This is a genomic window from Brevibacterium limosum, from assembly GCF_011617705.1.
GTDB lineage: Bacteria > Actinomycetota > Actinomycetes > Actinomycetales > Brevibacteriaceae > Brevibacterium > Brevibacterium limosum.
Genome location: NZ_CP050154.1, coordinates 1,328,435 through 1,353,525 on the forward strand (window position 1 = coordinate 1,328,435; position 25,091 = coordinate 1,353,525).

Annotated in this window: 23 protein-coding genes; 17 read left to right on the forward strand and 6 right to left on the reverse strand. The window is 63.8% G+C overall.

Features of this window, described 5'->3' with window-relative positions; all coding sequences use genetic code 11:
* Nucleotides 1-163: 163 nt before the first annotated feature.
* A complete protein-coding gene (locus GUY37_RS05955) occupies nt 164-1,198 on the forward strand; it encodes a hypothetical protein (protein WP_227492758.1) in 1,035 nt (344 codons plus the stop codon).
* An 18-nt stretch (nt 1,199-1,216) separates the two neighbouring features.
* Here GUY37_RS05955 and def read toward each other — a convergent pair whose 3' ends face one another.
* Entirely contained in the window at nt 1,217-1,789 is a 573-nt protein-coding gene (gene def, locus GUY37_RS05960) for a peptide deformylase (protein ID WP_166823385.1), read from the reverse strand.
* A 473-nt stretch (nt 1,790-2,262) separates the two neighbouring features.
* On the opposite strand from def, the gene cysK reads away from it, so the two are divergent.
* Nucleotides 2,263-3,189: a cysteine synthase A gene (cysK, locus tag GUY37_RS05965; RefSeq protein ID WP_152348134.1), complete on the forward strand. Its 927-nt coding sequence runs from the start codon at nt 2,263-2,265 to the stop codon at nt 3,187-3,189.
* 100 nt (nt 3,190-3,289) lie between these two features.
* The gene (epsC, locus tag GUY37_RS05970; protein WP_407645405.1) at nt 3,290-3,964 is read left to right on the forward strand and encodes a serine O-acetyltransferase EpsC; all 675 of its coding nucleotides are present in this window, start codon (nt 3,290-3,292) and stop codon (nt 3,962-3,964) included.
* A 142-nt stretch (nt 3,965-4,106) separates the two neighbouring features.
* Here epsC and GUY37_RS05975 read toward each other — a convergent pair whose 3' ends face one another.
* Nucleotides 4,107-5,048 (reverse strand): hypothetical protein, encoded by a 942-nt coding sequence (locus tag GUY37_RS05975; protein WP_166823387.1) that lies wholly within the window; start codon nt 5,046-5,048, stop codon nt 4,107-4,109.
* Between the two features lie 525 nt (nt 5,049-5,573).
* On the opposite strand from GUY37_RS05975, the gene GUY37_RS05980 reads away from it, so the two are divergent.
* The 9 genes from GUY37_RS05980 to GUY37_RS06020 all read left to right on the forward strand — a co-directional run bounded on the left by GUY37_RS05980 (nt 5,574) and on the right by GUY37_RS06020 (nt 17,067).
* Entirely contained in the window at nt 5,574-6,752 is a 1,179-nt protein-coding gene (locus GUY37_RS05980; RefSeq protein WP_166823389.1) for an LLM class flavin-dependent oxidoreductase, read from the forward strand.
* Entirely contained in the window at nt 6,749-7,471 is a 723-nt protein-coding gene (locus tag GUY37_RS05985; RefSeq protein ID WP_228278390.1) for an NAD(P)H-dependent oxidoreductase, read from the forward strand. The genes GUY37_RS05980 and GUY37_RS05985 overlap by 4 nt, the downstream gene beginning before the upstream one ends.
* A 1-nt stretch (nt 7,472) precedes the next feature.
* Nucleotides 7,473-7,940 (forward strand): MarR family winged helix-turn-helix transcriptional regulator, encoded by a 468-nt coding sequence (locus GUY37_RS05990; protein ID WP_166823390.1) that lies wholly within the window; start codon nt 7,473-7,475, stop codon nt 7,938-7,940.
* Nucleotides 7,941-8,027: 87 nt separating this feature from the next.
* Nucleotides 8,028-8,972 carry a 2-hydroxyacid dehydrogenase gene (locus tag GUY37_RS05995; RefSeq protein ID WP_166823392.1) on the forward strand — a complete coding sequence of 315 codons (945 nt, stop codon included), beginning with the start codon at nt 8,028-8,030 and terminating at the stop codon, nt 8,970-8,972.
* A 143-nt stretch (nt 8,973-9,115) separates the two neighbouring features.
* The gene (gene ilvD / locus GUY37_RS06000; protein ID WP_166823394.1) at nt 9,116-10,828 is read left to right on the forward strand and encodes a dihydroxy-acid dehydratase; all 1,713 of its coding nucleotides are present in this window, start codon (nt 9,116-9,118) and stop codon (nt 10,826-10,828) included.
* A gap of 488 nt (nt 10,829-11,316) precedes the next feature.
* A complete protein-coding gene (locus GUY37_RS06005; RefSeq protein WP_166823395.1) occupies nt 11,317-12,300 on the forward strand; it encodes an ABC transporter permease in 984 nt (327 codons plus the stop codon).
* Between the two features lies 1 nt (nt 12,301).
* Nucleotides 12,302-13,219 carry an ABC transporter permease gene (locus GUY37_RS06010; RefSeq protein WP_166823397.1) on the forward strand — a complete coding sequence of 306 codons (918 nt, stop codon included), beginning with the start codon at nt 12,302-12,304 and terminating at the stop codon, nt 13,217-13,219.
* Entirely contained in the window at nt 13,182-15,317 is a 2,136-nt protein-coding gene (locus tag GUY37_RS06015) for an ABC transporter ATP-binding protein (protein ID WP_166823399.1), read from the forward strand. Before GUY37_RS06010 ends, GUY37_RS06015 begins: the two co-directional genes overlap by 38 nt.
* 52 nt (nt 15,318-15,369) lie before the next feature.
* Complete coding sequence (locus GUY37_RS06020) at nt 15,370-17,067, forward strand: ABC transporter family substrate-binding protein (RefSeq protein WP_166823402.1); 1,698 nt, start codon at nt 15,370-15,372, stop codon at nt 17,065-17,067.
* Nucleotides 17,068-17,218: 151 nt separating this feature from the next.
* Here the strand turns inward: GUY37_RS06020 and GUY37_RS06025 are convergent, their stop codons facing one another.
* A complete protein-coding gene (locus GUY37_RS06025) occupies nt 17,219-17,800 on the reverse strand; it encodes a hypothetical protein (RefSeq protein WP_166823404.1) in 582 nt (193 codons plus the stop codon).
* A 54-nt stretch (nt 17,801-17,854) separates the two neighbouring features.
* On the opposite strand from GUY37_RS06025, the gene GUY37_RS06030 reads away from it, so the two are divergent.
* Together GUY37_RS06030 and mdlC are read left to right on the forward strand one after the other, a co-directional pair.
* Nucleotides 17,855-18,796 carry a D-2-hydroxyacid dehydrogenase family protein gene (locus tag GUY37_RS06030; RefSeq protein WP_166823407.1) on the forward strand — a complete coding sequence of 314 codons (942 nt, stop codon included), beginning with the start codon at nt 17,855-17,857 and terminating at the stop codon, nt 18,794-18,796.
* A gap of 147 nt (nt 18,797-18,943) precedes the next feature.
* The gene (mdlC, locus tag GUY37_RS06035) at nt 18,944-20,581 is read left to right on the forward strand and encodes a benzoylformate decarboxylase (RefSeq protein WP_166823409.1); all 1,638 of its coding nucleotides are present in this window, start codon (nt 18,944-18,946) and stop codon (nt 20,579-20,581) included.
* Nucleotides 20,582-20,721: 140 nt separating this feature from the next.
* On the opposite strand, the gene GUY37_RS06040 is transcribed toward mdlC, so the two are convergent.
* Both GUY37_RS06040 and GUY37_RS06045 read right to left on the reverse strand, forming a co-directional pair.
* On the reverse strand, nt 20,722-21,543 hold the full coding sequence (locus GUY37_RS06040) for an aldo/keto reductase (RefSeq protein WP_166823412.1): 822 nt from the start codon (nt 21,541-21,543) through the stop codon (nt 20,722-20,724).
* 220 nt (nt 21,544-21,763) lie between these two features.
* On the reverse strand, nt 21,764-23,134 hold the full coding sequence (locus GUY37_RS06045) for a PTS transporter subunit EIIC (protein ID WP_166823414.1): 1,371 nt from the start codon (nt 23,132-23,134) through the stop codon (nt 21,764-21,766).
* Between the two features lie 135 nt (nt 23,135-23,269).
* Between GUY37_RS06045 and GUY37_RS06050 the strand changes: the two genes are divergently transcribed.
* The 3 genes from GUY37_RS06050 (at nt 23,270) to GUY37_RS06060 (ending at nt 24,526) form a co-directional block, all read left to right on the forward strand.
* The gene (locus GUY37_RS06050; RefSeq protein ID WP_166823417.1) at nt 23,270-23,503 is read left to right on the forward strand and encodes a PTS transporter subunit EIIB; all 234 of its coding nucleotides are present in this window, start codon (nt 23,270-23,272) and stop codon (nt 23,501-23,503) included.
* Between the two features lie 132 nt (nt 23,504-23,635).
* Nucleotides 23,636-24,079, forward strand: a complete 444-nt coding sequence (locus GUY37_RS06055) for a PTS sugar transporter subunit IIA (RefSeq protein ID WP_228278392.1) — start codon at nt 23,636-23,638, stop codon at nt 24,077-24,079.
* A gap of 48 nt (nt 24,080-24,127) precedes the next feature.
* Nucleotides 24,128-24,526 (forward strand): hypothetical protein, encoded by a 399-nt coding sequence (locus GUY37_RS06060; protein WP_166823423.1) that lies wholly within the window; start codon nt 24,128-24,130, stop codon nt 24,524-24,526.
* Between the two features lie 11 nt (nt 24,527-24,537).
* On the opposite strand, the gene GUY37_RS06065 is transcribed toward GUY37_RS06060, so the two are convergent.
* Nucleotides 24,538-25,056, reverse strand: coding sequence for an adenine phosphoribosyltransferase (locus GUY37_RS06065; protein WP_166823426.1), 519 nt, complete (start codon nt 25,054-25,056; stop codon nt 24,538-24,540).
* Nucleotides 25,057-25,091 lie beyond the last annotated feature (35 nt).

Consider the following 25,091-nt stretch of genomic DNA (forward strand, 5'->3'; position numbering starts at 1 on the left):
AGCAAGACTCAGGATTGATCCAGCCACACCCTCTAGACTGTGCGTCCAAGGGAACCGACCGGTTTCCCGAGCACAGCGGAGGGTGTGGCTGTTCGCATTCCCCGCAGCTGACGGCCCGCAGGGCAGGGCCGAGTGCGTGACCCACACGCGTGGAGGTGAAGCGGTGTCTGAGTGGAAGTCGCTGTGGAAGAGCGAATGCGGGAAGTCCGCGCCGATCTATCGGGTGCTCGTGCCCGACAGCGTCAACGAGGCTGTGCTGCGGGCGTGGAGCGCCCGCGGATACCGCTATACGGCCGGAGCCCCCAGCGCGATCATGCTCACCGGTGGGATGAGCCGGAACTTCTTCCGCTCCAGCGTTCTGTTCAAGGGCGGCACCGCTGCCGGCACTGCCGTGACCGCAGGATTCGCAGCACCCGGGGGACTGGCCCTGGTCTCGGGATTCGCCGATGCTGCCCTGACCTTCGGCGGCATGGGTGCGGCCACGGCCCTGGGCACCGGGATCTTCGCCGCGGTCACCGGTCCCAAATACCTGCGTGATCCGAAGCGTCTGAGCCGGAAGAATCGGCGCAAGGTCTCGGGCGCCAAATGGGTGACCCCGGCCAGCCTCGGCTATCTGCCCGGTCGCAAGGACGGCCGCGACACCGACGAACAGCGTCTGTTCCATCTGGCGGTCACGATCGCCCGGAAGATCGTGCGCACTCGTGCGTGGACCCATCCGATACTGAAAGACCACGTTTCCCGCGTCGACCTCGACCATGCCGTGGCCTCCATCGGAGTGCGCCTGCAGGAACTCGTCAGCCTGCGCGAGGAGATCGAAGACATCCGCGATGCGGGGACCGCGAAGTCCGTGGAGACGTACCTGTCGAAGCTGGCCGTCGCATTCTCGTCGATGGCCCGCCGCGTGGAGTCGATGCACGAATACTATGAGCGGCTGCTCGAACTCGACCAGCAGCTCATGCTGCTGCACAACTCCGAACGCTCCCGCGAACTCGGCGACCGAGTGCTGGATGTGCTCTCCCGCACCGCCGCCGACGACTCCGCCGATTGGCAGTTCAGAGAGCTGCGCATCGACGCGGACTCGCAGTCCTCGATCATCTCCGGACTTGTCGCCGAACTCGATCAGACCGCCGATGACTTCGACGACTTCGATACCCGTCTGGCCGCGGCGCAGAAGTCCGTCGACGAACTCGAAGCTTAGGCCCCAGCTGGGCCGAACTCAGTGACCGAAGGGGTCGGGATCGACCCCCGGCATCCATGACAGCCCCGGCTGGTTGTAGCCATGAGCCTCCTGGGCCCTCTTCCACTTCTTCGACCAGCGCTTGTCGAGTCGGTCGACGTAGAGCGTCCCCTGCAGATGGTCGTATTCGTGCTGCATGATGCGGGCGAACCATCCGTCCGCGCTCAGCGTCACTGCTTCACCGTTCTCGTCGAAGCCGTTGACGGTGACTCTCTCGGCGCGTTTGAGAGGGAAGTCGAGAGACGGCACCGACAGGCATCCTTCGGACTCGTCATCCGGGTCCGGGCGGGTGTCAGGAACCTTCGACGCGATGAGCACAGGATTGACGAAGGTGCCACGGCGGCGCTCTCCATAGCCATCGTCGGCATGGAAGACGAAGATGGATCTGCCGACGCCGATCTGCGGTGCGGCCAGGCCGACACCGTTGCTGGCGTCGAGTGTCTCGTGCATGTCGGCGACGAGTTCGGCAAGACTCTCATCGAACTCGCTGACCTTCTCGGCACGACGATGCAGAACGGGCTCGCCGCAGACGACGATGGGATGAATAGCCATGAGGACAATCGTATCGGTCCCCTGAGACGGCGTCGGACTCCGCCCGGTGACAGCTCCATGGCTCGAACGCGGGGGAGGGGTGCCTCGGCGTCTCATGTTTTCGCAGCACACAGACATCGCACCCGAGTGGGGCGACGTCGGCACCGCAGCGACGAACTCACCGGTGCGGCCACCTCGGTGATTCTCCGTTCTGATTGCTCAGCGGTTGACGGGATCCGACACTCGAGCGAGTGGATCGATATGCGAGAATTCCGGGATCGTGATACAGATTGTCACAAAGTTTCGCCCCCAGCGAACAGAGATTGTTGAGCAACATATCTGGGAACATGTTCAGGGTTGGCGTGGTTATGATGAGGGTAAGCCGTCTCGGACCACGAGATGAAAGCTGTCGCTCAACCCTTGCCGGAACCGCTCTGCCGAGTGTCGAGAGGCCTGTGACGGCGGGTGCACACAGTAGCGTGAAAGGACTTACTTTGACTATCTTCAACAATGTTTCCGAACTGGTCGGCCGTACACCGCTGGTCCGCGTCAACAAGGCCAGCGAGCGCTCGGGCGCCGAGATCGTGGCCAAGCTCGAATCGTCCAACCCCGGCAACTCGGTCAAGGACCGCATCGGCGTGGCGATGATCGACGCAGCCGAGCAGTCCGGTGAACTCAAGCCCGGCGGAACCATCGTCGAGGCCACCTCGGGCAACACCGGCATCGCTCTGGCCATGGTCGGCACCTCGCGCGGCTACAAGGTCGTCCTCACCATGCCCGAGTCGATGTCGAAGGAACGTCGCGCACTTCTGCGCGCCTTCGGTGCCGAACTCGTCCTCACGGACAAGGCTGCTGGCATGAAAGGCGCCGTGGAGAAGGCCGAAGAGGTCGCTGCTGAAGGCGCGGTGCTCGTGCGTCAGTTCGAGAACAAGGCCAATGTCGCTATCCACAAGGCCGCCACCGGCCCCGAGATCCTCGCCGACACCGATGGCAAGGTCGACATCTTTGTTGCGGGAATCGGAACGGGCGGAACGATCTCCGGCGCAGGGGCTGCGTTGCGTGAGGCGAACCCCGACGTCAAGATCGTCGCCGTCGAGCCCGCCGCATCGCCGCTTCTGACCGAAGGCAAAGCCGGACCCCACGCGATCCAGGGGCTCGGTGCGAACTTCATCCCCGGCATCCTCGACACGGAGATCTACGATGAGGTCGTCGATGTCGACAACGAGGTGGCCATCGAGCGCGCTCGTGAAGTGGCCAAGGAAGAGGGTCTGCTCGTCGGAATCTCCTCGGGTGCCGCCCTTTTCGCGGCTGAGGAGGTCGCTTCTCGACCGGAAAATGCGGGTAAGCGAGTCGTTGTCATCATCCCGAGCTATGGTGAGCGGTACCTGTCGACACCGCTGTTCTCCGAGTACCTCGACTGACAGCGAGCGATCGACATGAGGGCGTCAAACTCCGGTTTGGCGCCCTCACTGTCTCACATCCTCGACGGACAGCACCAAGAGCAGAATAAGGACGGACATGATGAAGGCACTGTGGACTGCGGCCGCCGCGATCGCGGGAGCGGCAGCGTACGGGTTCAGCCGACCCGGGGTGCGTGAGATGCTGCGCGAAGACCTCGATACCGTGCGGCGACGGGACCCTGCGGCGACGAGCGACTTCGTCTCGCTGGTCTCCTATCCCGGAATGCACGCCATCTGGGCGCACCGCGGACTCCACCGGCTGTGGCAGCACGACGCAGGAAAGACCCCGGCGCGACTGATGTCTCAGCTGGTGCGGACGCTGACCGGTGTGGAGATCCACCCGGGGGCGGAGATCGGACGTCGATTCTTCATCGATCATGCCAACGGAGTCGTCATCGGCGAGACCTCGAAGATCGGCGACGACGTCATGCTCTATCACCAGGTCACCCTGGGCGGCACGTCGATGGCGCAGACGAAGCGTCACCCGACGATCGGCAACCATGTGCTCGTCGGCGCCGGGGCGAAGATCCTCGGCCCTGTCGTCGTCGGCGACAACTCCGCTGTCGGGGCCAACGCCGTCGTCGTCAAGGACGTGGCAGCCGATTCGAGCGCCGTGGGCATCCCCGCGACCGTGCGCCCAAAGAAACAGGAAGGAGCCGCCTCGGCGAAGGCGGAGGTCGAACCGTCGAAGAAGCGCCCAGACTTCGTTCTCGAGGATCCCGCCCTCTGGATCTGAGGCGCTTGCCTCCTCTGGTTGTGTGCCTCCTCCTACTGTGCACACGTGCTCATGCTGAGTGCCCCGCTGCCTCCTGCGGGTGGATCCGTCGCGAAATCTCGTCGAATATCACGGTGGATCCACCCGCAGGAGACAATCAGTCTCAACAGGACGGGCTTCTTTCCGTCATCAGGTGCCTCAGGCGCCTGGCGAACGAGTCCATATCGCTTCGCTTTGCCACCCGCAGAAGGACCCAGCCCTCAGCTTCGAACAGCTCCCGGCGGCGAATGTCGTGCGCGTACTGCTCAGGAGATGAACGATGATGATCTCCTTCGTACTCGATCGCGATCCGCAGCTCCGGGTAGCCGAGATCGGGGTGGAGCACATAATCGTCGATCGGACTGTAGACGGCGGGGTGGACGATCGGCTCAGGGAAGTCGTGGTCGATCAGCCAGAGTCGCAGCCAGGTCTCCTTCGGCGAATCGACCGTCCGGCGGACGCGCGCGAGCGCCTTTCGCACCTTGCGGCGTTGGGGGACACGAGGAAGCTTGTCGGTGTCCGCACGCAGCCGCCCGATGGTGATGTAGGGGCCGCTGGCCTGGCGGCCGACCGCGGCGTCGCCGAGCGTGACCAGCTCATCGAGGCTAAGCAGCGGAGCAAGTGAGGCGACTACACGCGGAATCGTGACCAAAGGGAACCTCAGGAGGTCGATCCATTCGGTTGCGAGGCTCGTCGGCCGGCTGACGACGAGGCCGGGGCGGTTGATGCGCAGGTTCCGTGAGGGTGTGGCGACGTAGACGCGACTATCTGCGAGATGACTCGGCAGCGGAAGCCCATACAGGCGCGCTGCCGTCAGGTGGTCCGCGACCAAGTCGGGATATAGTCTGCGAATGCCAGTCATGTACAACCAGGTCTCGAGCCACTCGTGGTCTGCCCAGTGGGGTGTCGGCACATCGGTCAGTGATTCGATGTCGACCCAGACCCCGCGGTAGATCTGATTGAAGCGGCGGTGTTCGGTCAGCGCATAGGCCGTGATGCCGCGCTCAGCGGCTTCCGCTGCTGTGAAGGGCAGGGGTACAGACTTGAAGGCGACACTCTGGTTCATTGTTTGCCACATGCCGGCAAGGCTCCTCTTGAATGATAGTGGTGCGCGAAGCGCGAGTTGACGGCTGTGGACAGAGGGCGGCCGTATCCAGAAATGAGCGCTTGAGTCAGCACCCGAGAATCTGCGCTTCTGAAGCTCCCCATGCGGATCTGTCCCCAGGTGTCTGTGCGCGAGTCGATTTTTCGACGGCACGGAAGGGTGAGGTGAAGTGATGCGGCTGAGCGGTTGCCGGTCGAATGACTGTGGCGTATGTGGTGCGACGGTGCCACGCGGTGCCGTTGCGTGGCGGGGGACCAGCCGCCGGTGCATGGTGAACTTTGACAGGCTGTCTCGTGCGGGTGGATCCACCTCGAAATCGAGAGCAGAATCGCGGCGGATCAGCCCATAGGGGACACTTCACTCGGCAGCCGGGAATACTTTGGCGACCACTTCTGTTAAGATTTCAACTAGTTACTTCAAAATTGAAGTTAGTTCAATCAGCAGGGCGACCGCGCGACCCGCAGGGGCCCAGAAGCAGGAGGCGTCATGGAATTCGGAATCTTCACCATCGGCGATGTCACCACCGACCCCACCGACGGCACCACCGTCAGCGAACACCAGCGGATCAAGAACACCGTCGAGATCGCGAAGAAGGCAGAGGAAGTGGGCCTCGACGTCTTCGCCACCGGTCAGCATCACAACCCGCCCTTCGTGGCTCCGGCGAACCCGCCGGTCCTGCTGGCGAACATCGCCGCACAGACTTCGACACTCGAACTCTCCACGGCGACGACACTCATCACCACGACCGATCCCGTGCGCATCGCCGAGGACTACTCCTACGCGCAGCATCTGTCCGACGGTCGCATCAGCCTGATCATGGGCCGCGGCAACACCGGTCCCGTCTACCCGTGGTTCGGCAAGGACATCCGTGCCGGCATCCCGCTGGCCGTCGAGAACTACAACCTCCTCTACCGTCTGTGGCGGGAGAAGAACCTCGACTGGGAAGGCAAGTTCCGGACTCCTCTCAATGGCTTCACGGTCACCCCGACACCGCTCGACGAGGTGCCGCCGTTCGTGTGGCACGGTTCGATCCGCAGCCCCGAGATCGCCGAGCAGGCGGCCTACTACGGCGACGGATTCTTCCACAACAACATCTTCTGGCCGACCTCGCACACGGCCCGGATGGTCCAGCTCTACCGTCAGCGCTATGAGTACTACGGCCACGGCACGGCCAGCCAGGCGATCGTCGGCCTCGGCGGCCAGGTGTTCATGCGCAAGAACTCCCAGGACGCCGTCCGCGAGTTCCGCCCCTACTTCGACAACGCGCCGGTCTACGGTCACGGGCCCAGCCTCGAGGACTTCTCGACGCAGACCCCGCTGACCGTCGGTTCGCCGCAGCAGGTCATCGAGCGCACCCTGAGCTTCCGCGACTGGGCCGGGGACTACCAGCGTCAGCTGTTCCTCATCGACCACGCGGGACTGCCGCAGAAGACCGTGCTCGAACAGCTCGACCTCCTCGGCGAAGAGGTCATCCCGGTGCTGCGTGAGGAATTCGCGAAGGGCCGTCCGGCCGACGTCCCCGATGCGCCGAACCACGAATCCCTGGTCATCCGACACAGGGAAGGCCGCGACCCGATCCCCGGCGGCGGAGAAGGCTCGCGCGCCTTCGAAGACCGGCAGGCACGCGCCGCCGAAGCGGCACAGGAAGGAGCCGACCAAGCATGAGCACGAACACGATGAACATCGTGGCCGTGACCACCTCGCTCAGCGAGGACTCGACCACACTCAAACTCACGAATCGGATTCTCGACAGGGCCGCCTCGGCGGGGGAATCTGTGGGCATCGATGTGACCACGGGCGTCATCAACATCCGCAACCTCGCCACCGCGCTCACGGATATGACCCTGACCGGGTTCCGGTCCGAATCCCTGGAGACGGCCTTCGCGACCATCGCGGCAGCCGACGCGATCGTCACGGTCGCTCCGGTGTACAAGGCCGCCCCGGTCGGTCTGCACACCCTGTTCTGGCAGCTCATCGACGACAAGGCGCTGAGCCGCAAGCCCGTGCTCATCGCCTCCACCGGTGGCACGGCGCGCCATTCGCTGGCCGGGGATGCGGTGCTGCGGCCGATGCTGTCCTACCTCAAGGGCATCGTCGTGCCCACGACGGTCTTCGCCGCCACCGACGACTGGGGGACCGTCGAGGGCGGCCGGGCGCTGACCGCCCGGATCCGCCAGGCGGGGGAGGAGCTCGTGTCCCTGACCGCAACGATCCTCGGGGCCGGAAACGACGACCTCGCCGAGGTGGCCGACCCCGATTCCGCCACCGCGCGGTTCCCCGGCGGGCAGGGAACGGCCACGGCCGCGGGAACGGGTTCCCGCGGAACCGTCGACGAATTCGACCCCGCGAACGTCACCCCGTTCGCGCAGCTGCTCGAGGGCTGAGATGACGGAGATCAGATTCGGACTCGGACGGGAGGCGCTGGCGCAGAACGCGTGGCGGACCTATTTCGAGACCTCGCAGCGCATCCGCCAGGCCCTCGAGGTCCAGCTCAAGGACGATGCGGGGCTCGACGTCAGCGACTACAACACTCTGCTCCTGCTGTGGGAAGCCCCGGACCGGACGCTGACGATGAGCGCTCTGGCGAAGAAGCTCGTCTTCTCGCCATCGCGGCTGAACTATCGGATCAAGGTCCTCGTCGACGCGGGGCTGGTGACGAAGACCCAGTGCCCCGAGGACGGGCGTGCCCACAATGTGGCGCTGACCCAGGCGGGGGCGCGGGCATTCCTGGCCGCCGGGTCCCAGCACAAGAGCTATGTCGACGAGATCTTCTTCGGCCATGTCAGCGATGCCGAACTCGAGGTGATCGAGGCCGTCTTCACTCGGATCGGGGATGCTCTGCCCGAGTGCTGAGGCGGGTTCTGCTCGAGTGACGAGGCCCGTCATCTCAGAGTGACGGAGGTCTCGGCACTGAGGAGGGCGGCGTGCCACAATGAGGGCATGTCCATCACCACAATCGCCTTCCCGAACTCCGAGCTCCGCAATCGTGTAATCGCTCAGATCCCCGCACACCAGCGCGCAGATGTCGACCTCGTCGTCTTCTCCGATGCCGAACGTTCGGCCAAGCTCAGCCGTGACGATGTCGACGTCGTCGTCCTGCCCTACCTTGATTCGGGGCCGACGATCGAGCTGCTCGACGAGCTGCCCAACCTGCGTATGGTCATCACGCAGACGACCGGATTCGATCCCGTCGCCCACCTGCCCGAACGCGGAATCCAGGTCGCGACCGCCTCCGGTGTGCACACGGGCGGAACCGCCGAGCTCGCCCTGGCGCTGACGCTGGCCAGTCTGCGCGGAATCGACGACGCCGTGCGCTCGCAGGTCTCACGGGTGTGGGAGCACCATCGCTACCGTTCGCTGCAGGACCGGCGTGTGATGATCATCGGCGTCGGCGAGATCGGCTCGGCCATCGCCGACCGCTTCGACCCCTTCGAAGTCCAGCTCACCCGTGTCGCCTCGACCGCGCGTGAGGACGAGCGCGGGAAGATCCACGGCGTCGACGAGCTGCCGAAGCTTCTGCCCCACACCGAGGTGGTTGTGCTGATCACTCCGCTCAACGAGGGCACACACCAACTCGTCGACGAGAAGTTCCTCAGCCTGCTGCCCGACAATGCGCTCATCGTCAACGTCGCCCGCGGCAAGGTCGTCGACACGGATGCGCTCGTGGCAGAGCTCGCCACCGGACGACTCCATGCCGCCCTCGATGTCACCGACCCGGAGCCGCTGCCGCGCAACCATGCGCTGTGGGGAACCCCGAACACTCTCATCACGCCCCATGTGGGAGGCGACACTTCGGCCTTCGAACCACGGGTGGTGAAGATCCTCGCTGAGCAGGTCAGGCGGATCAACGACGGTCAGCAGCCGGTCAACCTCATCAAGGCCTGAGGATCCGACAATAGGTCACGCGACTCTGACCTAAGCGGTCTGGAAAACCGGCTCGTTGCCGGACTCTCGCATGGTGCCCAGGAGAAGTTCCACCATGCGAGAGTCCGGCGTGCGGATGCTGAAATCGGGCGTAGCATGCCTGCATGAGCATCGATACAGACAACACCACTCCCGACATCAAACCCCGTTCTCGCGATGTCACGGACGGCCTCGAAGCCACCGCCGCGCGCGGAATGCTTCGCGCCGTCGGCATGGGCGACGATGACTGGGTGAAGCCGCAGATCGCGATCGCGACCTCGTGGAACGAGATCACCCCCTGCAACATGTCGCTGCAGCGTCTCGGCTCGGCCGCCAAGGAAGGCGTCCACGAGACCGGCGGCTTCCCGCTGGAATTCGGCACCATCTCCGTCTCGGACGGAATCTCGATGGGCCACGAGGGAATGCACTACTCGCTGGTCTCGCGCGAGGTCATCACCGACTCCGTGGAGACGGTGATGAGTGCCGAACGCCTCGACGGCTCCGTGCTCATGGCCGGCTGTGACAAGTCGATCCCGGGAATGCTCATGGCCTCCGCCCGTCTCGGGCTCTCGAGCGTCTTCCTCTACAACGGTTCGATCATGCCCGGAACCGCGAAGATGGAGGATGGGTCGGAGAGGGAAGTCACTCTCATCGATGCCTTCGAAGCCGTCGGCGCCTGCCGAGCGGGCACCATGTCCCAGAAGGACGTCGACGCCATCGAGCGCGCCGTCTGCCCCGGTGAGGGTGCTTGCGGCGGAATGTACACCGCGAACACGATGGCCTCGGCCGCTGAGGCCATGGGCATGTCGCTGCCGGGATCGGCCGCGCCGCCGGCCATCCACCGCAATCGGACGATGTTCGCTCGCAAGTCCGGTGAGGCGGTCGTGAACATGCTGCGCCAGGGCATCACGGCGCGTGACATCATCACCCGCGAATCGCTGCACAACGCGATCGCCGTGGTCATGGCCTTCGGCGGTTCGACGAATGCGGTGCTCCACCTGCTGGCCATCGCCCACGAGGCCGGAGTGACACTGGAGCTCGACGATTTCAACCGCATCGGCGACAAGGTTCCGCACCTGGGCAACGTCAAGCCATTCGGTCAGTACGTGATGAACGACGTCTTCAAGATCGGCGGCGTGCCCGTGATCATGAAGGCCCTCCTCGACGCCGGTCTGCTCAACGGCGACTGCCTGACCGTGACCGGCAAGACCGTGGCCGAGAACCTCGAGTCGATCAACCCGCCGGACCCGGACGGGAAGATCCTGCGTGCGCTCAACAACCCGATCCACGCCACCGGTGGTCTCACCGTGCTGCAGGGATCACTGGCTCCCGAGGGGGCGGTTGTGAAGTCCGCAGGCTTCGACGCCGATGTCTTCGAGGGCACTGCGCGTGTGTTCGACCAGGAGAAGCCGGCCATGGATGCCGTCCTCAATGGGGAACTGAAGAAGGGCGACGTCGTCGTCATCCGCTACGAGGGGCCGAAGGGCGGACCCGGAATGCGCGAGATGCTCGCGATCACCGGTGCCATCAAGGGCGCAGGCATCGGCAAGGATGTCCTGCTGCTCACCGACGGTCGCTTCTCCGGCGGCTCGACCGGTCTGTGCATCGGCCATATCGCCCCCGAGGCGGTCGACGGCGGTCCGATCGCGCTCGTCGAGGATGGTGACAAGATCACCGTCGACATCGCGGCCCGCTCGATCGAGCTTCACGTCGACGAGGAGGTGCTGGCCGAGCGCCGCAAGACCTGGACGCTGCCCGAGAACCACCGCCTGACCGGTGTGCTCGGCAAGTACGCGAAGCTCGTGCAGTCGGCGTCGAAGGGCGCGGTCTGCTTCTGAGCCGGTTTCCGGTCCCTTGCCGACGCTGAACGCTTCCGGTTGACGGGACCGGTTCCACCATCGCCGAGGCGGTGCAGACGGAGAGTCTGCGCCGCCTCGGCGATTCTGTTGCCGAACTTCGCTGATCACTGCGTGCGCCATTCCCGCTTGGCGACACGAAACTACAGTTACCGAAAAGTTACTTCGGCGTGTCGCGCGGAATTCCGGGGGACACGCGGCCTTGTCGCAATCGTTACTGCAAGGGAAGTTTGTGTGACGGATCACATGGGGATACAGTGCGAACTACGTTCAGTCGTTTATGAGGAGCCATTGAGGTTCCTCACATGTCGGCCGATCTGCGCACTGCATATCCCAAAGGACCCCTGATCATTGATGATTGTCACCTCCTTCCCGATTCGCCATGAGATCTATTCCCAGCTTCCCGGGCCGATGCACCATTCCGCCGACAAGGTCGAGGGCAGACTGATCACAGTGTCGTAGCCGACATCATGGGAAAATACGTTCTGCGGCGGTTCATCAACTACTTCATCCTCGCGTTCATCGCGACGGTCACCGCCTACATCACTTCCAGCTCATTCATGGATCCGGCCGCGCGCTATCGGGGCCAGAATCCGCCACTGTCAGAGAATTCGATCCAGGCCATCCTCAATGGACACGGCACGAATCCCGATGTTCCCGTTCTCGAGCGCACCTGGAATTGGCTGACGAACATCTTCCTCCACGGTGATTTCGGTACGACGGTACACAACTCCCCAGTGCTGCAGGAGATCCTCGTGCGTGCCGGCGTCAGCCTCAAGCTCCTGCTCATCGGTTCGATCATCGGAGCGATCCTCGGTGTCATCGTCGGCGTCTGGGGAGCCGTCAGACAATACAAAGCATCAGACCAGGTTGTGACGTACGCGTCCTACCTCATCATCGCCACTCCGACATTCGTCATCGGCGTGATCCTCATGATCATCGCCACCGGTTTCAACAATGCCCTCGGCACGACTCTCATCCGCTTCTCGGGTGACTATTCGGCGAATATCGACCCCGGGTTCATCCCGTGGTTCACCGACCAGTTATCGCATATGCTGTTGCCGACTCTGGCACTCGTGCTCATGGGTGCCGCGACCTACTCGCGTTACCAGCGTTCGGTCATGCTCGACGTCTTGGCATCGGATTTCATCCGGACCGCCCGGTCCAAGGGGCGCACCCGCAAAACCGCGCTGGTCAGGCACGGTGTGCGCGTCGCACTCATCCCGATGTCGACTTACTTCGCCTACGCATTCGGCACTCTGGTTGCGGGGTCATCGATGCTCGAAGTCGTCTTCTCTTGGAACGGCATGGGCCAATTCACCATCAACTCGATCCTGCAGTCCGATATCAATGCGGCCGCAGGTTCCGTCCTCTTCGTCGCAGTGCTCACGCTCTTGGCCTCGACCCTGTCCGAGGTGCTCTATGCCGCACTCGACCCGAGAGTGAGGATCTGACATGGCAACAGATATCCCAATCTCCACAGAACCCGACACCGAGGTGGTGTCGAAACGCTCAAAGCCGACCTCTCGGACGGTGCTCATCTGGCGGCGTCTGCGCTCGACCCCACGTTTCTGGGTCGGCGGGATTCTGCTCGCATTCTTCGTCCTCTTCGCGCTGTTCGGGAATACGATCAACATCTACTCGCCGACTGACCAGGACGTCTTCGCCCTCAATGAAGGTCCGAGCGCCCAGCACTGGTTCGGTACAAACACGATCGGCCAGGACATCTACGCCCAGACAGTGGTCGGTCTTCAGAAGTCGCTGCTCATCGGCATCATCGCCGGACCGTGTGCGAGCATTCTGGCGGCCATCATCGGATCGACGGCAGGCTATTTCGGCGGTCGTGTCGAAACGATCATCGTGTGGTTCATCAACCTACTGCTCGTGCTGCCGTCCTTCTTCATCCTTGTGCTCATGGCACCGCTGCTGCGGCAGCTGTCGTGGACGGCCATCGTCGTCTTCCTCGTGCTCTTCGGCTGGATGATCATGGCTCAAGTCGTGCGCAATCAGACCAAGGCGATCAAGGACCGCGACTTCGTTCGAGCCGCCCGCTACATGGGAGTCTCGACTCCGAAGATCCTCAGCCGTCACATCATCCCCAACGTGGCATCGATCCTCATCGTCGATGCGACTTTGGGTGTGGTCTCGGCGATCCTCGCCGAGACGTCTCTGAGCTATTTCAACCTGGGCATTCAGAAGCCCGACGTTTCGATCGGCACGCTGCTGGCCGAAGGCTCCGGTGCCGCTGCCACACGCCCCTGGCTGTTCGTCTTCCCCGCAGGTGTGCTCGTGCTCATGCTCTTCGCAATCAGTCTCATGGCCGATGCCCTGCGCGATGCGATCGATCCGACCTCAGGAGTCAACCGTGACTGAAACCCTCGACATCGATCGCAGATCCGCGACCGCGGCCGAACCCATCCTCGAGGTCAGAGACCTGACGGTGACCTTCCCGAACCCCAAGGGGGACGTCCGCGCCGTGCGTGGGGTCAATTACGAGGTCAGACCGGGCGAGTTCCTCGGCATCGTCGGCGAATCCGGTTCAGGCAAATCCGTGTCTTCGATGGCTGTGATGGGTCTGCTTCCCTCGACAGCTCAGATCGCGGGTTCTATCCGGTATCGCGGCCAGTCTCTGCTCGATATGGACGACCATCAGATGTCGAAGCTGCGCGGGCGTGAGATCGCCATGGTCTTCCAGGATCCGTTGTCGGCGCTTACCCCCGTCTATACGATCGGCGAACAGATCTCGGAAGGACTGATCATCCACGATCCGAGTCTGACAAAGGAAGCGGCGAACGACCGGGCGATCGAACTGCTGGGGATCGTCGGCATCCCCGGGGCGGAGCGACGGGTGAAATCTTACCCGCACGAGTTCTCCGGAGGTATGCGGCAGCGAGCCATGATCGCTATTGCCATCGCCAACGATCCGGACCTCATCATCGCCGACGAGCCGACGACCGCATTGGACGTGACGATCCAGGCTCAGATCCTCGACGTGCTGCAGAAAGCACGTGAGATCACCGGCGCCGCGATCGTCTTGATCACCCACGACCTCGGCGTCGTGGCCGGAAATGCCGATCGGATTGCAGTCATGTACGCCGGCCGCCTCGTCGAGACGGGGGGAGTGGAGCAGGTCTTCCACCGCCCGCAGATGCCGTATACAACAGGGTTGCTGCGCTCGGTGCCGAATCTGGCGACCGCGGGAACTCAACGCCTTGTTCCGCTTGAGGGCAAACCGCCCTCGCTGTCGAACCTGGCGCCGGGGTGCCCTTTCGCCCCTCGTTGCCCGATCGCTGTCGACAAGTGCCGGGAGGTCGAGCCCGACCTCGTCGAACACGGGATCACAGGAGTGCAGGCTGCCTGCCATCGTGCTGATGAGATCGCCCGGGGTGATCTGTCAGCCAAAGACATCTACCCGCGCCCCGAGCCAGTGGCGACTCGGGTGAAGGACGATGCAGCACCGAACATCCTTGAAGTCACCGGTCTGCAGAAGCACTTTCCTCTGCTCAAGGGGGCAGTCTTCAAACGCCAGATCGGCACAGTGAAAGCCGTCGACGGAATCGACCTCGAAATCAAGGCTGGCCAGACGCTCGGCCTGGTCGGCGAATCCGGCTGCGGGAAGTCGACGACGATCGGTGAAGTGCTGGAGATGGTCGCTCCGCAGAAGGGCCGACTGATCATCAACGGCATCGATGTCGCGGACCTGAACAAGCGTGAACGTCTGGCCATGCGCAGAGACGTCCAGGTCGTCTTTCAGGATCCGATGGCCGCGATCGACCCGCGCCTGCCGGTCGGCGAAGTGATCGCCGAGCCGCTGACCGTGCACAGGGTGCCGGCCCAGGAGCGCCACGACAAGGTTGCCGAGATGCTCGAACTCGTCGGTCTCGACGCCTCGATGGCCGAACGCTATCCGCATGAGTTCTCCGGCGGTCAGCGTCAGCGCATCGGCATCGCCCGAGCCCTGGTGACGAACCCGAAGCTGCTCGTCCTCGACGAACCCGTCTCTGCTCTCGATGTCTCTGTCCAAGCAGGTGTCATCAATCTGCTCGAGGATCTGCGTGACAGTCTTGGGCTGTCTTACCTCTTCGTTGCTCACGACCTCGCAGTCGTGCGGCAGATTTCGGACTACGTCGCCGTGATGTACCTCGGTCGGATCGTCGAGTACGGCGAATCCGCTGCGCTCTACAGTCAGCCCCGACACCCGTATACGCGAGCGCTGATGTCAGCGATTCCGGTTCCGGACCCGGTCGTCGAACGCTCCAGAGAGCGCGTGCTGCTGTCCGGAGATCTGCCCAGCCCGACGGATGAGATCTCCGGATGCAACTTCCGCACCCGATGCCCGCTCTTCGCTCTCCTGCCCGAGGCCGACCAGCAGCGGTGCAGAACCGACGACCCTCGGCCGCGTTCGGTGGAAGGCGGCCTCGTCGCCTGCCACCACTCAGAGCGGATCTCGGAACTCGAAGTTCAGAGCTGAATACCACCCCTGATTCCACCTCGAGGAACACCACACTAGAAATGAGGAACTCATGAGAATGAGGAACAAGGCGACAATGATCGTCGCCGCGACTGCTGCGCTGGGCTTGGCACTGTCCGGTTGCCAGCAGGCGAACAAGGACTCCGGCGGAGTCGACAGCGGCAAGGCGGACAAGGAGATCTCCGGTCTGCCCAGTTCTGACTACCAGAAGGCCGGATACGACGAGGTCAAGGACGGCGGCACTCTGACCTATCCGATGACCGAGATCCCCGCAAGCCTCAACTACTACCACGCCGACGGGGCACACGTGGACAACAACAATCTCTACGGAACCTCGCTGGGCGGACCGGTCAAGATCAAAGAGGACGGCACCTGGGAGGTCGACAAGAACTATGCCGAGAGCGTCGAGATCGCCAGCGAGGATCCTCTCGTCATCGACGTGAAACTCAACAAGGACGCCGTCTGGGAAGACGGCACGCCGATCGACGTCGACGACTACAAAGCGTTCTGGAAGACGCAGAACGGTGAGAACAAAGAGTTCGAGGTCGCTTCGACCAAGGGGTATGAGGACATCGAGAAGATCGAGTCCGGCAAGGACAAGCACGAGGTCAAGGTCACCTTCAAGACTCCGAACATCGACTGGCCGAACTACATCGCCGCACCCGTGCCGAATGAGATCGCCGAGGACGCCGACACCTTCAACAAGGACTACACGAAGAAGGTCCTGCCCTCGAACGGCCCGTTCAAGGCTGACAAGGTCGACACGAAGTCCGGCGTCATCATCATGGTCAGGAACGACAAATGGTGGGGCCAGGAACCCAAGCTCGACAAGGTGATCTTCAAGGTCGTCTCCCAGGCTCAGCAGGCCCAGGCCTATGCGAACAAGGAGATCGACCTCGTCGATGTCGGCACCGATGGCGACTCCTACAAGACCGCCGGCAAGCGCGAAGACGGTGAGATCTATAAGTCTCAGGGCATGCAGTGGACTCATGTGACGATGAACGCAGAGAAGGGTGCGCTCAAGGAGCAGGAGGTCCGTGACGCGATCGGACACGCGATCAACCGTGAAGCCATTGCGCAGGCGGCCATCGGACCGGTCGAAGCGCCCGTGACCCTGGTCAACAACGTCACCTTCATGCCCGGACAGGAAGGCTACCAGGACAACACCGACGGCAGCCTCGACTTCGACCAGGATGCTGCGAAGAAGATCCTCGACGACGCCGGCTGGACCGAAGGCGACGGGGGAGTGCGTGAGAAGGACGGTGAGAAGCTGCAGTTCAAGATCGTCGTTCCCGCCGACACCGCGTCGAACGCGCAGCGTGCCGAACAGATCATGAAGGACCTCAACGAGGTCGGCTTCAAGATTGAAATCGAGACTGTGCCTGTGGCCGCGTACTTCGCTGATCACGTGCTCAACGGCAACTTCGACATGGCGACCTTCACCTGGGAGGGAACGGCATTCCCGATCTCCTCGGGTTCGAACCTGTTCTACCCGGCGGATTCGGAGCAGAACCACTCGAAGATCTCCAGTGACGCGATAGGTGAGAAGTTCAAGGCCGCAACGAAGACGCTCGATCCGGCAGAGGCCAAGAAACTGGCGAACGAAGGCGATGCCGAGGTGCTCAAACTCAAACCGCTCATCCCCTTCTACCCGACACCGTACGTATGGGGCGTCAGGGATGACGTCCTCAACCTCGGCCCGCGTCAGCTCGAAACGCCTGACTGGACAGAGATCGGCTTCAAGAAGTGATTCAGTGATCGATTGAAGTCATCCGAGACTGCCGGCCCCGTGGGTTCACGTTCCCCACGGGGCCGGTCCTTGTCCTTTTGTCTTAGATCTCGACAGAATGCGCCGGTGCGACATGGACACTCGTCTCGCCCTTCTGATATCTGAGTCGGGATCAGATAAGTCCGATCGACACCAGCAGCACGAGCACCAGAGTCACACCGATGACGCCGAGGCTCCACCGAGTGCTGACCTCCTCGGCACCGCCGGACGGGCCGTTTCGCACTGCCGTTCCAGGAGCATCGGCCTGAGTCTGCTCCCATCGGCGCAGCACTTCGAACGCCGGATGATTGGCCAGAGACTCCGGTCGAGTTCCGCCGGTCAGTCCCGAATCGATCTTCCTTCGCGGCATTCCGGGAGCGTTCCACGGTCGAATGGTGCGCGCAGCCCCGCCCGGCGAAACTGCTTCGATCGTCACGACCGAACCCAACCGGATATCACGGATACGGGTGAAGGGCACCGTCGTCGTGCGCAGGATCTCCCGGACCTCGATCTCGTCGGTTGCGACGATGAGCGCCGGCCGCCAGAGAATGACGAATGCGACCCAGCCGATGAGCAGAAGAGCGGGTCCGAAGCGGCCGACGGTATCCCACGCGCCGCGCAGAAGCGCGTCACCGAGGAGGAAAGCGAGGAAGGCCCACACGATGACCGTGATGATGGGGCCGCTGCGTTGTCTCAGGATGATCGGTGCACTCACCCGCCCAGCCTATCGGCTCTAGGATGTAGGTCACACGAGTCCAGGAGGGAAAGCATGCGCATCGTCGTTCTCGATGACTATCAGCAGGTGGCAGCGGAGTTCGCGGACTGGAGCGGCCTCGACGCCGACGTCGAGTACGTGTCCCGTCCCATCGTCGACGATGCTGACCTGGTCAAGGTCCTCATCGGCGCCGAGGTGGTTGTGGCGATGCGTGAGAGAACCGCCTTCACCGCCGGTCGGCTGGCACAGCTGCCGGACCTGCGTCTGCTCGTGACCACGGGAAGAGTCAACGCCTCCATCGACGTCGAGGCGGCACGGTCGCAGGGGATCATGGTCTGCGGAACCGAGTCGACCACCTCGGCGACACCGGAGCTGACCTGGGGGCTCATCCTCTCGGTCCTGCGCAGCATCCCGGTCGAGGACGCCGCCGTCCGAGGCGGCGGGTGGCAGTCGACGGTCGGGGGAGATCTCGATGGGCACCGCCTCGGCGTGGTCGGTCTGGGGCGTTTGGGAACGAAGGTGTCTCGGGTCGGTGCGGCATTCGGAATGGAGGTCGTGGCGTGGAGCCAGAACCTCGATCCCGAACGGGCCGAGAGCCTGGGCGTGCGCGCGGTGAACAAGGACGAGCTGTTCTCCACCGCGGACGTGGTCACGATCCACTACAAACTGAGCGAACGCAGCCGGGGGCTCGTCGGAGCTGCGGAGCTCGAGGCGATGAAGCCCGGCAGCATCCTCGTCAACACCTCCCGCGCGGGACTCGTCGACACCGATGCCCTCATCACCGTGCTGGAGGCAGGCGGGATCCGGGGCGCGGGAGTCGACGTCCACGACGAAGAGCCTCTGCCTGTCGATCATCGGCTGCGCAGCACGCCGCGGACCGTGCTCACCCCGCACCTGGGCTATGTCACCGAGGACACGTATCGGATCTTCTTCGCTCAGGCGGTCGAGGACATCGCCGCCTGGACCGCAGGAGAGCCGATCCGCGTCCTCGGCTGAGCCGTCTCACCCGCGACGGTCGTGATCGTCGGTTCGGCCGACCGCAGTCGCTCCCAATCCGTATCAACAGCTATGGTGAGGTGAGAGGGGCGCCACACCCGCATCGCCCCTCAGCGACAGCGCAACACGAACGAAGGCAGATGCACTATGGCTGAAGAGTCCGACGGTGAGAAGACAGTCCTCGACGCGAGTCTGGAGGTCTTCCGTGCCCATGGGATGACGACGATCTTCGGGAACCCGGGCTCGAACGAGCTGCCGTTCCTCGCCGGCCTCGGGGATGACTTCCGGTTCATCCTCGGTCTGCACGAGCAGGCCGTCGTCGGTATGGCCGAAGGATACGCACGGGCCACGGGGCGGCCGGCGCTGATCAATCTGCACGCCGCCTCGGGGTCGGGCAATGGGATGGGCGCCTTGACGAACGCTCACTACGGCCACGTTCCGCTGGTCGTCCTCGCCGGTCAGCAGGTGCGTCGAACCGTGGGCCAGGAGACGATGCTGGCCAACGTCGATGCCTCGATGCTGCCCGCCCCGCTGGTGAAGTACTCGCACGAGCCGCTGTCGGCCACCGACGTGCCGCGCACACTGTCACAGGCGGCATTCGAAGCCGTGACGCAGCCGAGTGGTCCCGTGTATGTGTCGGTCCCGCTCGACGACTGGGACCAGCCGGCCCTTGCCGACGACGAGCTGTTGACGCAGCGTTCGGTGACGACGGCGGGGACGATGTCGGAGTCGCTGCGCCGCGAACTCGCCGCGGTCCTCGACGGTGCACGGAACCCGGCGCTCGTCCTCGGGCCTCAGGTCGATGCCGCCGCAGTCGATGATCCGACGGTGTTCGACGATGCGGTGGTGTTGGCCGAACGCATCGGCGCCTCCGTCTATGTCGCTCCCTCACCGACGCGGTGCCCGTTCCCGACGACCCACCCGAACTTCGACGGCGTCCTGGTTCCGGGAATCAGATCAGTGCGTGACCGGCTGTCCGGCCATGACGCGGTCCTCGTCATGGGAGCCGCCACGTTCCGGTACCACCGCTGGGAACCGGCGAACTACCTGGAGCCGGGCACCGAGGTCATCCAGATCACCCAGGATCCGCGGGAGGCCACGCGGGCGCCGTTCGGTCGCGCCGTCATCGCGGATGTCGCCACCGCGATCGCCGACCTGGCGGAGGCGACCACGGATCGAGGAACTCGCCGAGGCGACCGCGGGTCACGAGTCGTCACCGCCCATCCGCGCTCGGAGCGGGGTATGGCCGGCGCCGAGGTGCTCGAAGTCCTCAACGATCACGTCGACGGCAGCATCGTCTACGTCAATGAGACGACCACCCTCGACCTCGACTACCTCGAGCGGATCGTCATCGACAGGCCCGGAATGTATCACTTCCCGGCCTCGGGAGGACTGGGATTCGGGCTGCCCGTCGCTCTCGGTTTGGCCATCGGCGACCCCGAGAAGACCGTTGTCGCCACTGTCGGCGACGGTTCCGCGAACTACGGACTCACCGCTCTGTACACGGCGGCTCAGTTGGGCACGAGGACGATCTTCGTCATCGTCAACAACTCCGGCTACGGTGCGCTCTCCGGATTCGCCGAGCGCATGGGAGTTCCTGACACCCCGGGACTGACCTTGGGCACGATCGATTTCGTCTCCTTGGCCCAGGGGTACGGTGTCCCGGCCAGCAGGACGACGACTCGCGAGGAATTCGACGCCGCCTACCGAGAGGCGCTGCAGGCAGACGGACCGGTGCTCATCGACGCCGTCGTCCTCGGCGCCGGAGGGCAGCCGGTGGAGTGATCTGCCGGCGCAGGGAACTGTGACCGGAGACGGACGAAGCCGCCGGAGAGTCGGAACTCTCCGGCGGCTTCGTCGCTGCTCGGCAGACCCGGGCGGGGAGGGCCGCCTCGGCGAGGTCTCAGGTCAGCCTGACGATGGGATCAGTTCACTTCGGCAGGATCGCCGGAGACGCGGCCGCCGTTTTCGAGCGCATCGATGGCTGCCACCTCGGCGTCGGTGAGTTCGAAGTCGAAGACGTCGAAGTTCTGTTCCATACGGTCGCGGTTGTTCGACTTCGGGAAGACGATGTGACCCTTCTGCAGGTGCCAGCGGATGATGGCCTGGGCCCAGGACTTCTCGTGGGCGGCGGCGATCTCACCGATGACGGTGCTCGCGTAGTCGACCTTGCCCTGTCCCAGCGGTCCCCAGGCTTCGATCTTGATGTCGTGCTCGGCCAGCAGCGGACGGGTGTCGACCTGCTGGAACTGCGGGTGGCATTCGATCTGGTCGACGGCGGGGATGATGCCGGTGTCGAGGATCTCGGGCAGGAACCGGTGGTCGAAGTTCGACACGCCGATCGAGGTGGTCAGCCCCTGATCGCGGTAGGCGGGGAAGGCCTCCCAGGTCTCGACGGAGTTGTTGTTCTGCGGGGTCGGCCAGTGGATGAGGTAGAGATCGACGTGGTCGAGTCCGAGCTTCTCCAGGGACTCGCCGAGGGCGCGCTTGGATTCTTCGGCGCCGTGGCGGTCATTCCACAGTTTGGTCGTCACGAAGAGTTCGTCGCGGGCGATTCCGGACTTCGCGATGGCCCGACCCACGCCTTCCTCATTGCCGTAGACGGCTGCGGTGTCGATGTGGCGGTAGCCGACCTCGAGGGCGTCGGTGACGATGCGTTCGGTTTCGTCGGGGTCGACCTTGAAGACGCCGAAGCCCAGCTGCGGGATCGTCTTGCCGTCGTTGAGAGTGAGTGTGGGAACCGTCATGGTGCCGCCTTTCGTCACATTTGCGGTGGTCAGGACGAACCCGAGGATGGTCGGGCTCGCCGGTTCGGCACCCGGTGAGGTGCCGAACCGAGCCTATAACGTCACCAGAGCCCGGAGCATTCCACGCACTCTCTGCGCCACTCATCTGAGGAGGGACTGGATGAGTAGGGACTGGGGGAGTGGGAACTGGGGTGAGGACGGGCTGGGGCCGGCTTGACGATCAGCTTCGCCCCTCGTCCTGTGCGCGCTTCTTGCCCGTGGACTCCTCGGCGGCGACCTGAGCTTCGTCGAAGACCGACGGAGCCCCGGTGCCGGTGTCTGACTCGTCCTCGCGTCCCGGTGTGTGCAGATTGAACTTGATGATCGCCCACCGGAAGAGGAGATAGTAGACGACGGCATAGGCCAGGCCGATGACCAGCAGGAGCAGGACGGGCCCGATGCCGCCGGACAGTTCGGAGGCGCGGCCCAGGTTGAGCAGATAGTCCAGAGCACCGGCGGAGAAGCCGAATCCGGATTTGATGCCCAGCGCATTCACCAGCGCCAGTGATGTGCCGGTGAGCACGGCGTGGACCGCGTAGAGCGGGAACGCGACATAGGCGAACGCGTACTCGAGCGGCTCCGTGATTCCGGTGATGAAGGCAGTCAGCGCCACCGAGAGCATGATGCCGCCGACGACCTTGCGACGCTTCGGATGAGCGGTGCGATAGATCGCCAGGGCCGCGGCAGGCAGGGCGAACATCATGATCGGGAAGAAGCCGGTCATGAATGATCCCGTCCACTCTGCCGTGCCGTCCACGCCGGAGAAGAAGCAGGTGATGTCGCCGTGCGCGGTGTCTCCCGATGCGTTCGTGCACGAACCCAATTGGAACCACGGCAGATTGTTCAGCAGGTGGTGCAGTCCGAACGGAATGAGGAGCCGGTTGACGGTGCCGAAGACGAATCCGGTGCCAGGATTGGCTCCGTGCTCCATGAGGAAGCCGCCCACGCCTTTGTTGATGAGGGCGTCGAAGAGGGGATAGAGGAGCCCCATGACCACGGCGATGAGCATCGACGCGACCGCGGTGATGATCGGGACGAAACGGCGACCGCCGAAGAAGCCGAGATAGGTCGGCAGCTTGATCCGGTGGTAGCGCTGATAGAGCAGAGCGGTGACGATGCCGACGACGATTCCGCCGAGCACCCCGAAGTTGATGACGTTCTCACCCTCACCGTTGTCCGAGCCGAAGCTCGGCGCCATGGCCGTGAAGACGCCGGTGAGGACCATATAGCCGACGACGGCAGCCAGCGCCGTCGACCCGTCGGCCTTCTTCGCGAAGCCGATGGCCACGCCGACAGCGAAGATCAGCGGCAGATTGTCGAACAGGGCCGAACCGGCGGCGGCGAAGACCGTGGCCACCGGCAGCAGCCAGTCCGCGAACCGGCCGAGACCATCGGGACCGAGCATATCCGGCTGACCGAACCGCATCAGCAGCGCCGCGGCAGGCAGAACGGCGATCGGCAGCATGAGAGATCGGCCGACGCGCTGGAGCTGCGCGAACCCCGGTATGGTCCTCTTGCGCTTCTTCGGTTCGTCAGCGGATGCGGTGGTCATCGGAGTCCTCCTCGGGGCGGGTCAATCGGCAGATTCGGATCGAGCGACGGCCACGAGTCGCCGTAGACTTGTGACGCAGATCGCAGAATGAGAAATCGACGCCGGACATCAGCGCCGGAGATGAAAGGGACAGGCATGGGCAAAGCAGAGCAGATTCTCGCCGGCCTCGGCGGTGCCGACAACATCGACGACATCGAAGCGTGCATCACCCGACTGCGCGTCGAGGTCGACGACGACTCCCTCGTCAATGAGCAGGCGCTGACCGCTGCCGGTGCATTCGGCGTCGTGGTCCGGGGAAGCGCGGTCCAGGTCGTCGTCGGTCCTGAGGCCGACAACCTCGTCGATGACATCGAAGACCTCATGGGCTGAGTCACGTCTTCGTCTCCTCTGCTCGCCGGTGAGCATCTGCTGGTCGACAGTGAGCCTTGTCTGTAGTCTGAGGTCAGTCTAGGCGAAATGCTTCTGATTTTGGAGAAAGGCGGCCTGCTGGCTATGACAGTCATGATCGCTGCACCCGTCACCGGCACGGTGACCCCACTGACGGAGGTTCCCGACCCCGTCTTCGCGAAGGCGCTCGTCGGCCCCGGTGCTGCCATCGATCCTGGCGACGCCGCGACACTGACGGTCACGGCTCCCGTCTCCGGAACGCTGACGAGTCTCAAGCCCCACGCGTTCGTCATCTCCCACCGGCCCGATCAGGGGGTGCTCGTCCATCTGGGCATCGACACCGTTCATCTGAAGGGCGCCGGTTTCACGCTCCATGCCGAAGCCGGGCAGCAGGTCGAAGCCGGTGACGAGATCATCGTCTGGGACCTGGCCGCCGCGAGGGAGGCGGAGAAGCCCCTGGTCGTGCCGGTCGTCGTCCTCGGCGCCGATGTGGGTGACCTGACAGTCGCCGAGGCGGGCCCGATCTATGCGGGCGACACCCTCATCCGTGTCGGCTGAGTCGATGTATGCCTGGTGGAGGCCCCTCCGCTAAGTTGGTGAGTGGAGATGTCCGATGCCGCCAGCGTGACGTGGTTTGTCGACTTCCCGTTCTCGGAACAGGGCCAGAACCGATTGGAAACGGCAGTCGAACCGATTCGCCACAACACAAAGCGGATCACTATCGCAGACGATCAGGTGTCGGATTACTTCGCCGTGGTTCCGGACGGGCCCGATAGAGTCAGCCGGGTCAGGGAAAACATCGAGCGGATCGACGCCACAGCCGCTGATCCGTGGCAATTCACATGGGCTGTCGGACCTGACCCGACGGGTGCGTCTGACAGCTCATCCGGCGGAGTGATCAGCGTAGGGGGCTGTGATTACGACCTGGACTCGGAAGTTCAGCTGACCCAGGAAGCTGAGAAGACTCAGGATCAGCTGCGCCGCATCTACGACACCTGCCGCTGACTGTGCGCACCTCACTCGACGAAGAGAGTGTGAACCTCGCCGGTATGTTCGCGTCCGCCGAGTGCGGTGAGCTCAAGGACGACGGCCGATCCGATGACCTCGGCACCGAGATCGCGCACGAGCGACTGGGCGGCTGTGAGGGTCCCGCCGGTGGCGAGGATGTCATCGATGAGGAGGACGCGCTCGCCCTTCTTCAGGACATCGGGGCCTTCGATGGTGGCGGTGCCGTATTCGAGTGTGTAGGATACGGCGGCCGCCGGTCGGGGGAGCTTTCCGGCCTTGCGGATCGGCAGGATTCCGACTCCCGTCTTCGCGGAGATGGCACCGGCGAAGAGGAAGCCACGGGCTTCGAGCCCGCCGACGATATCGAACTGTCCGGCGAAAGGTTCGATGAGCGCCTCGGCGACGGCCCGCATCGCCGGACCATCGGCCAACAGCGGGGAGATGTCGCGGAAGATCACTCCCGGTTCGGGATAGTCGGGAATCGAGGTGATGAGTCTCTGGGCGCGGCTGAGATCGGATTGAGTCACGGCACAACGATACTCGGTGGCACCATTGTGCCCTC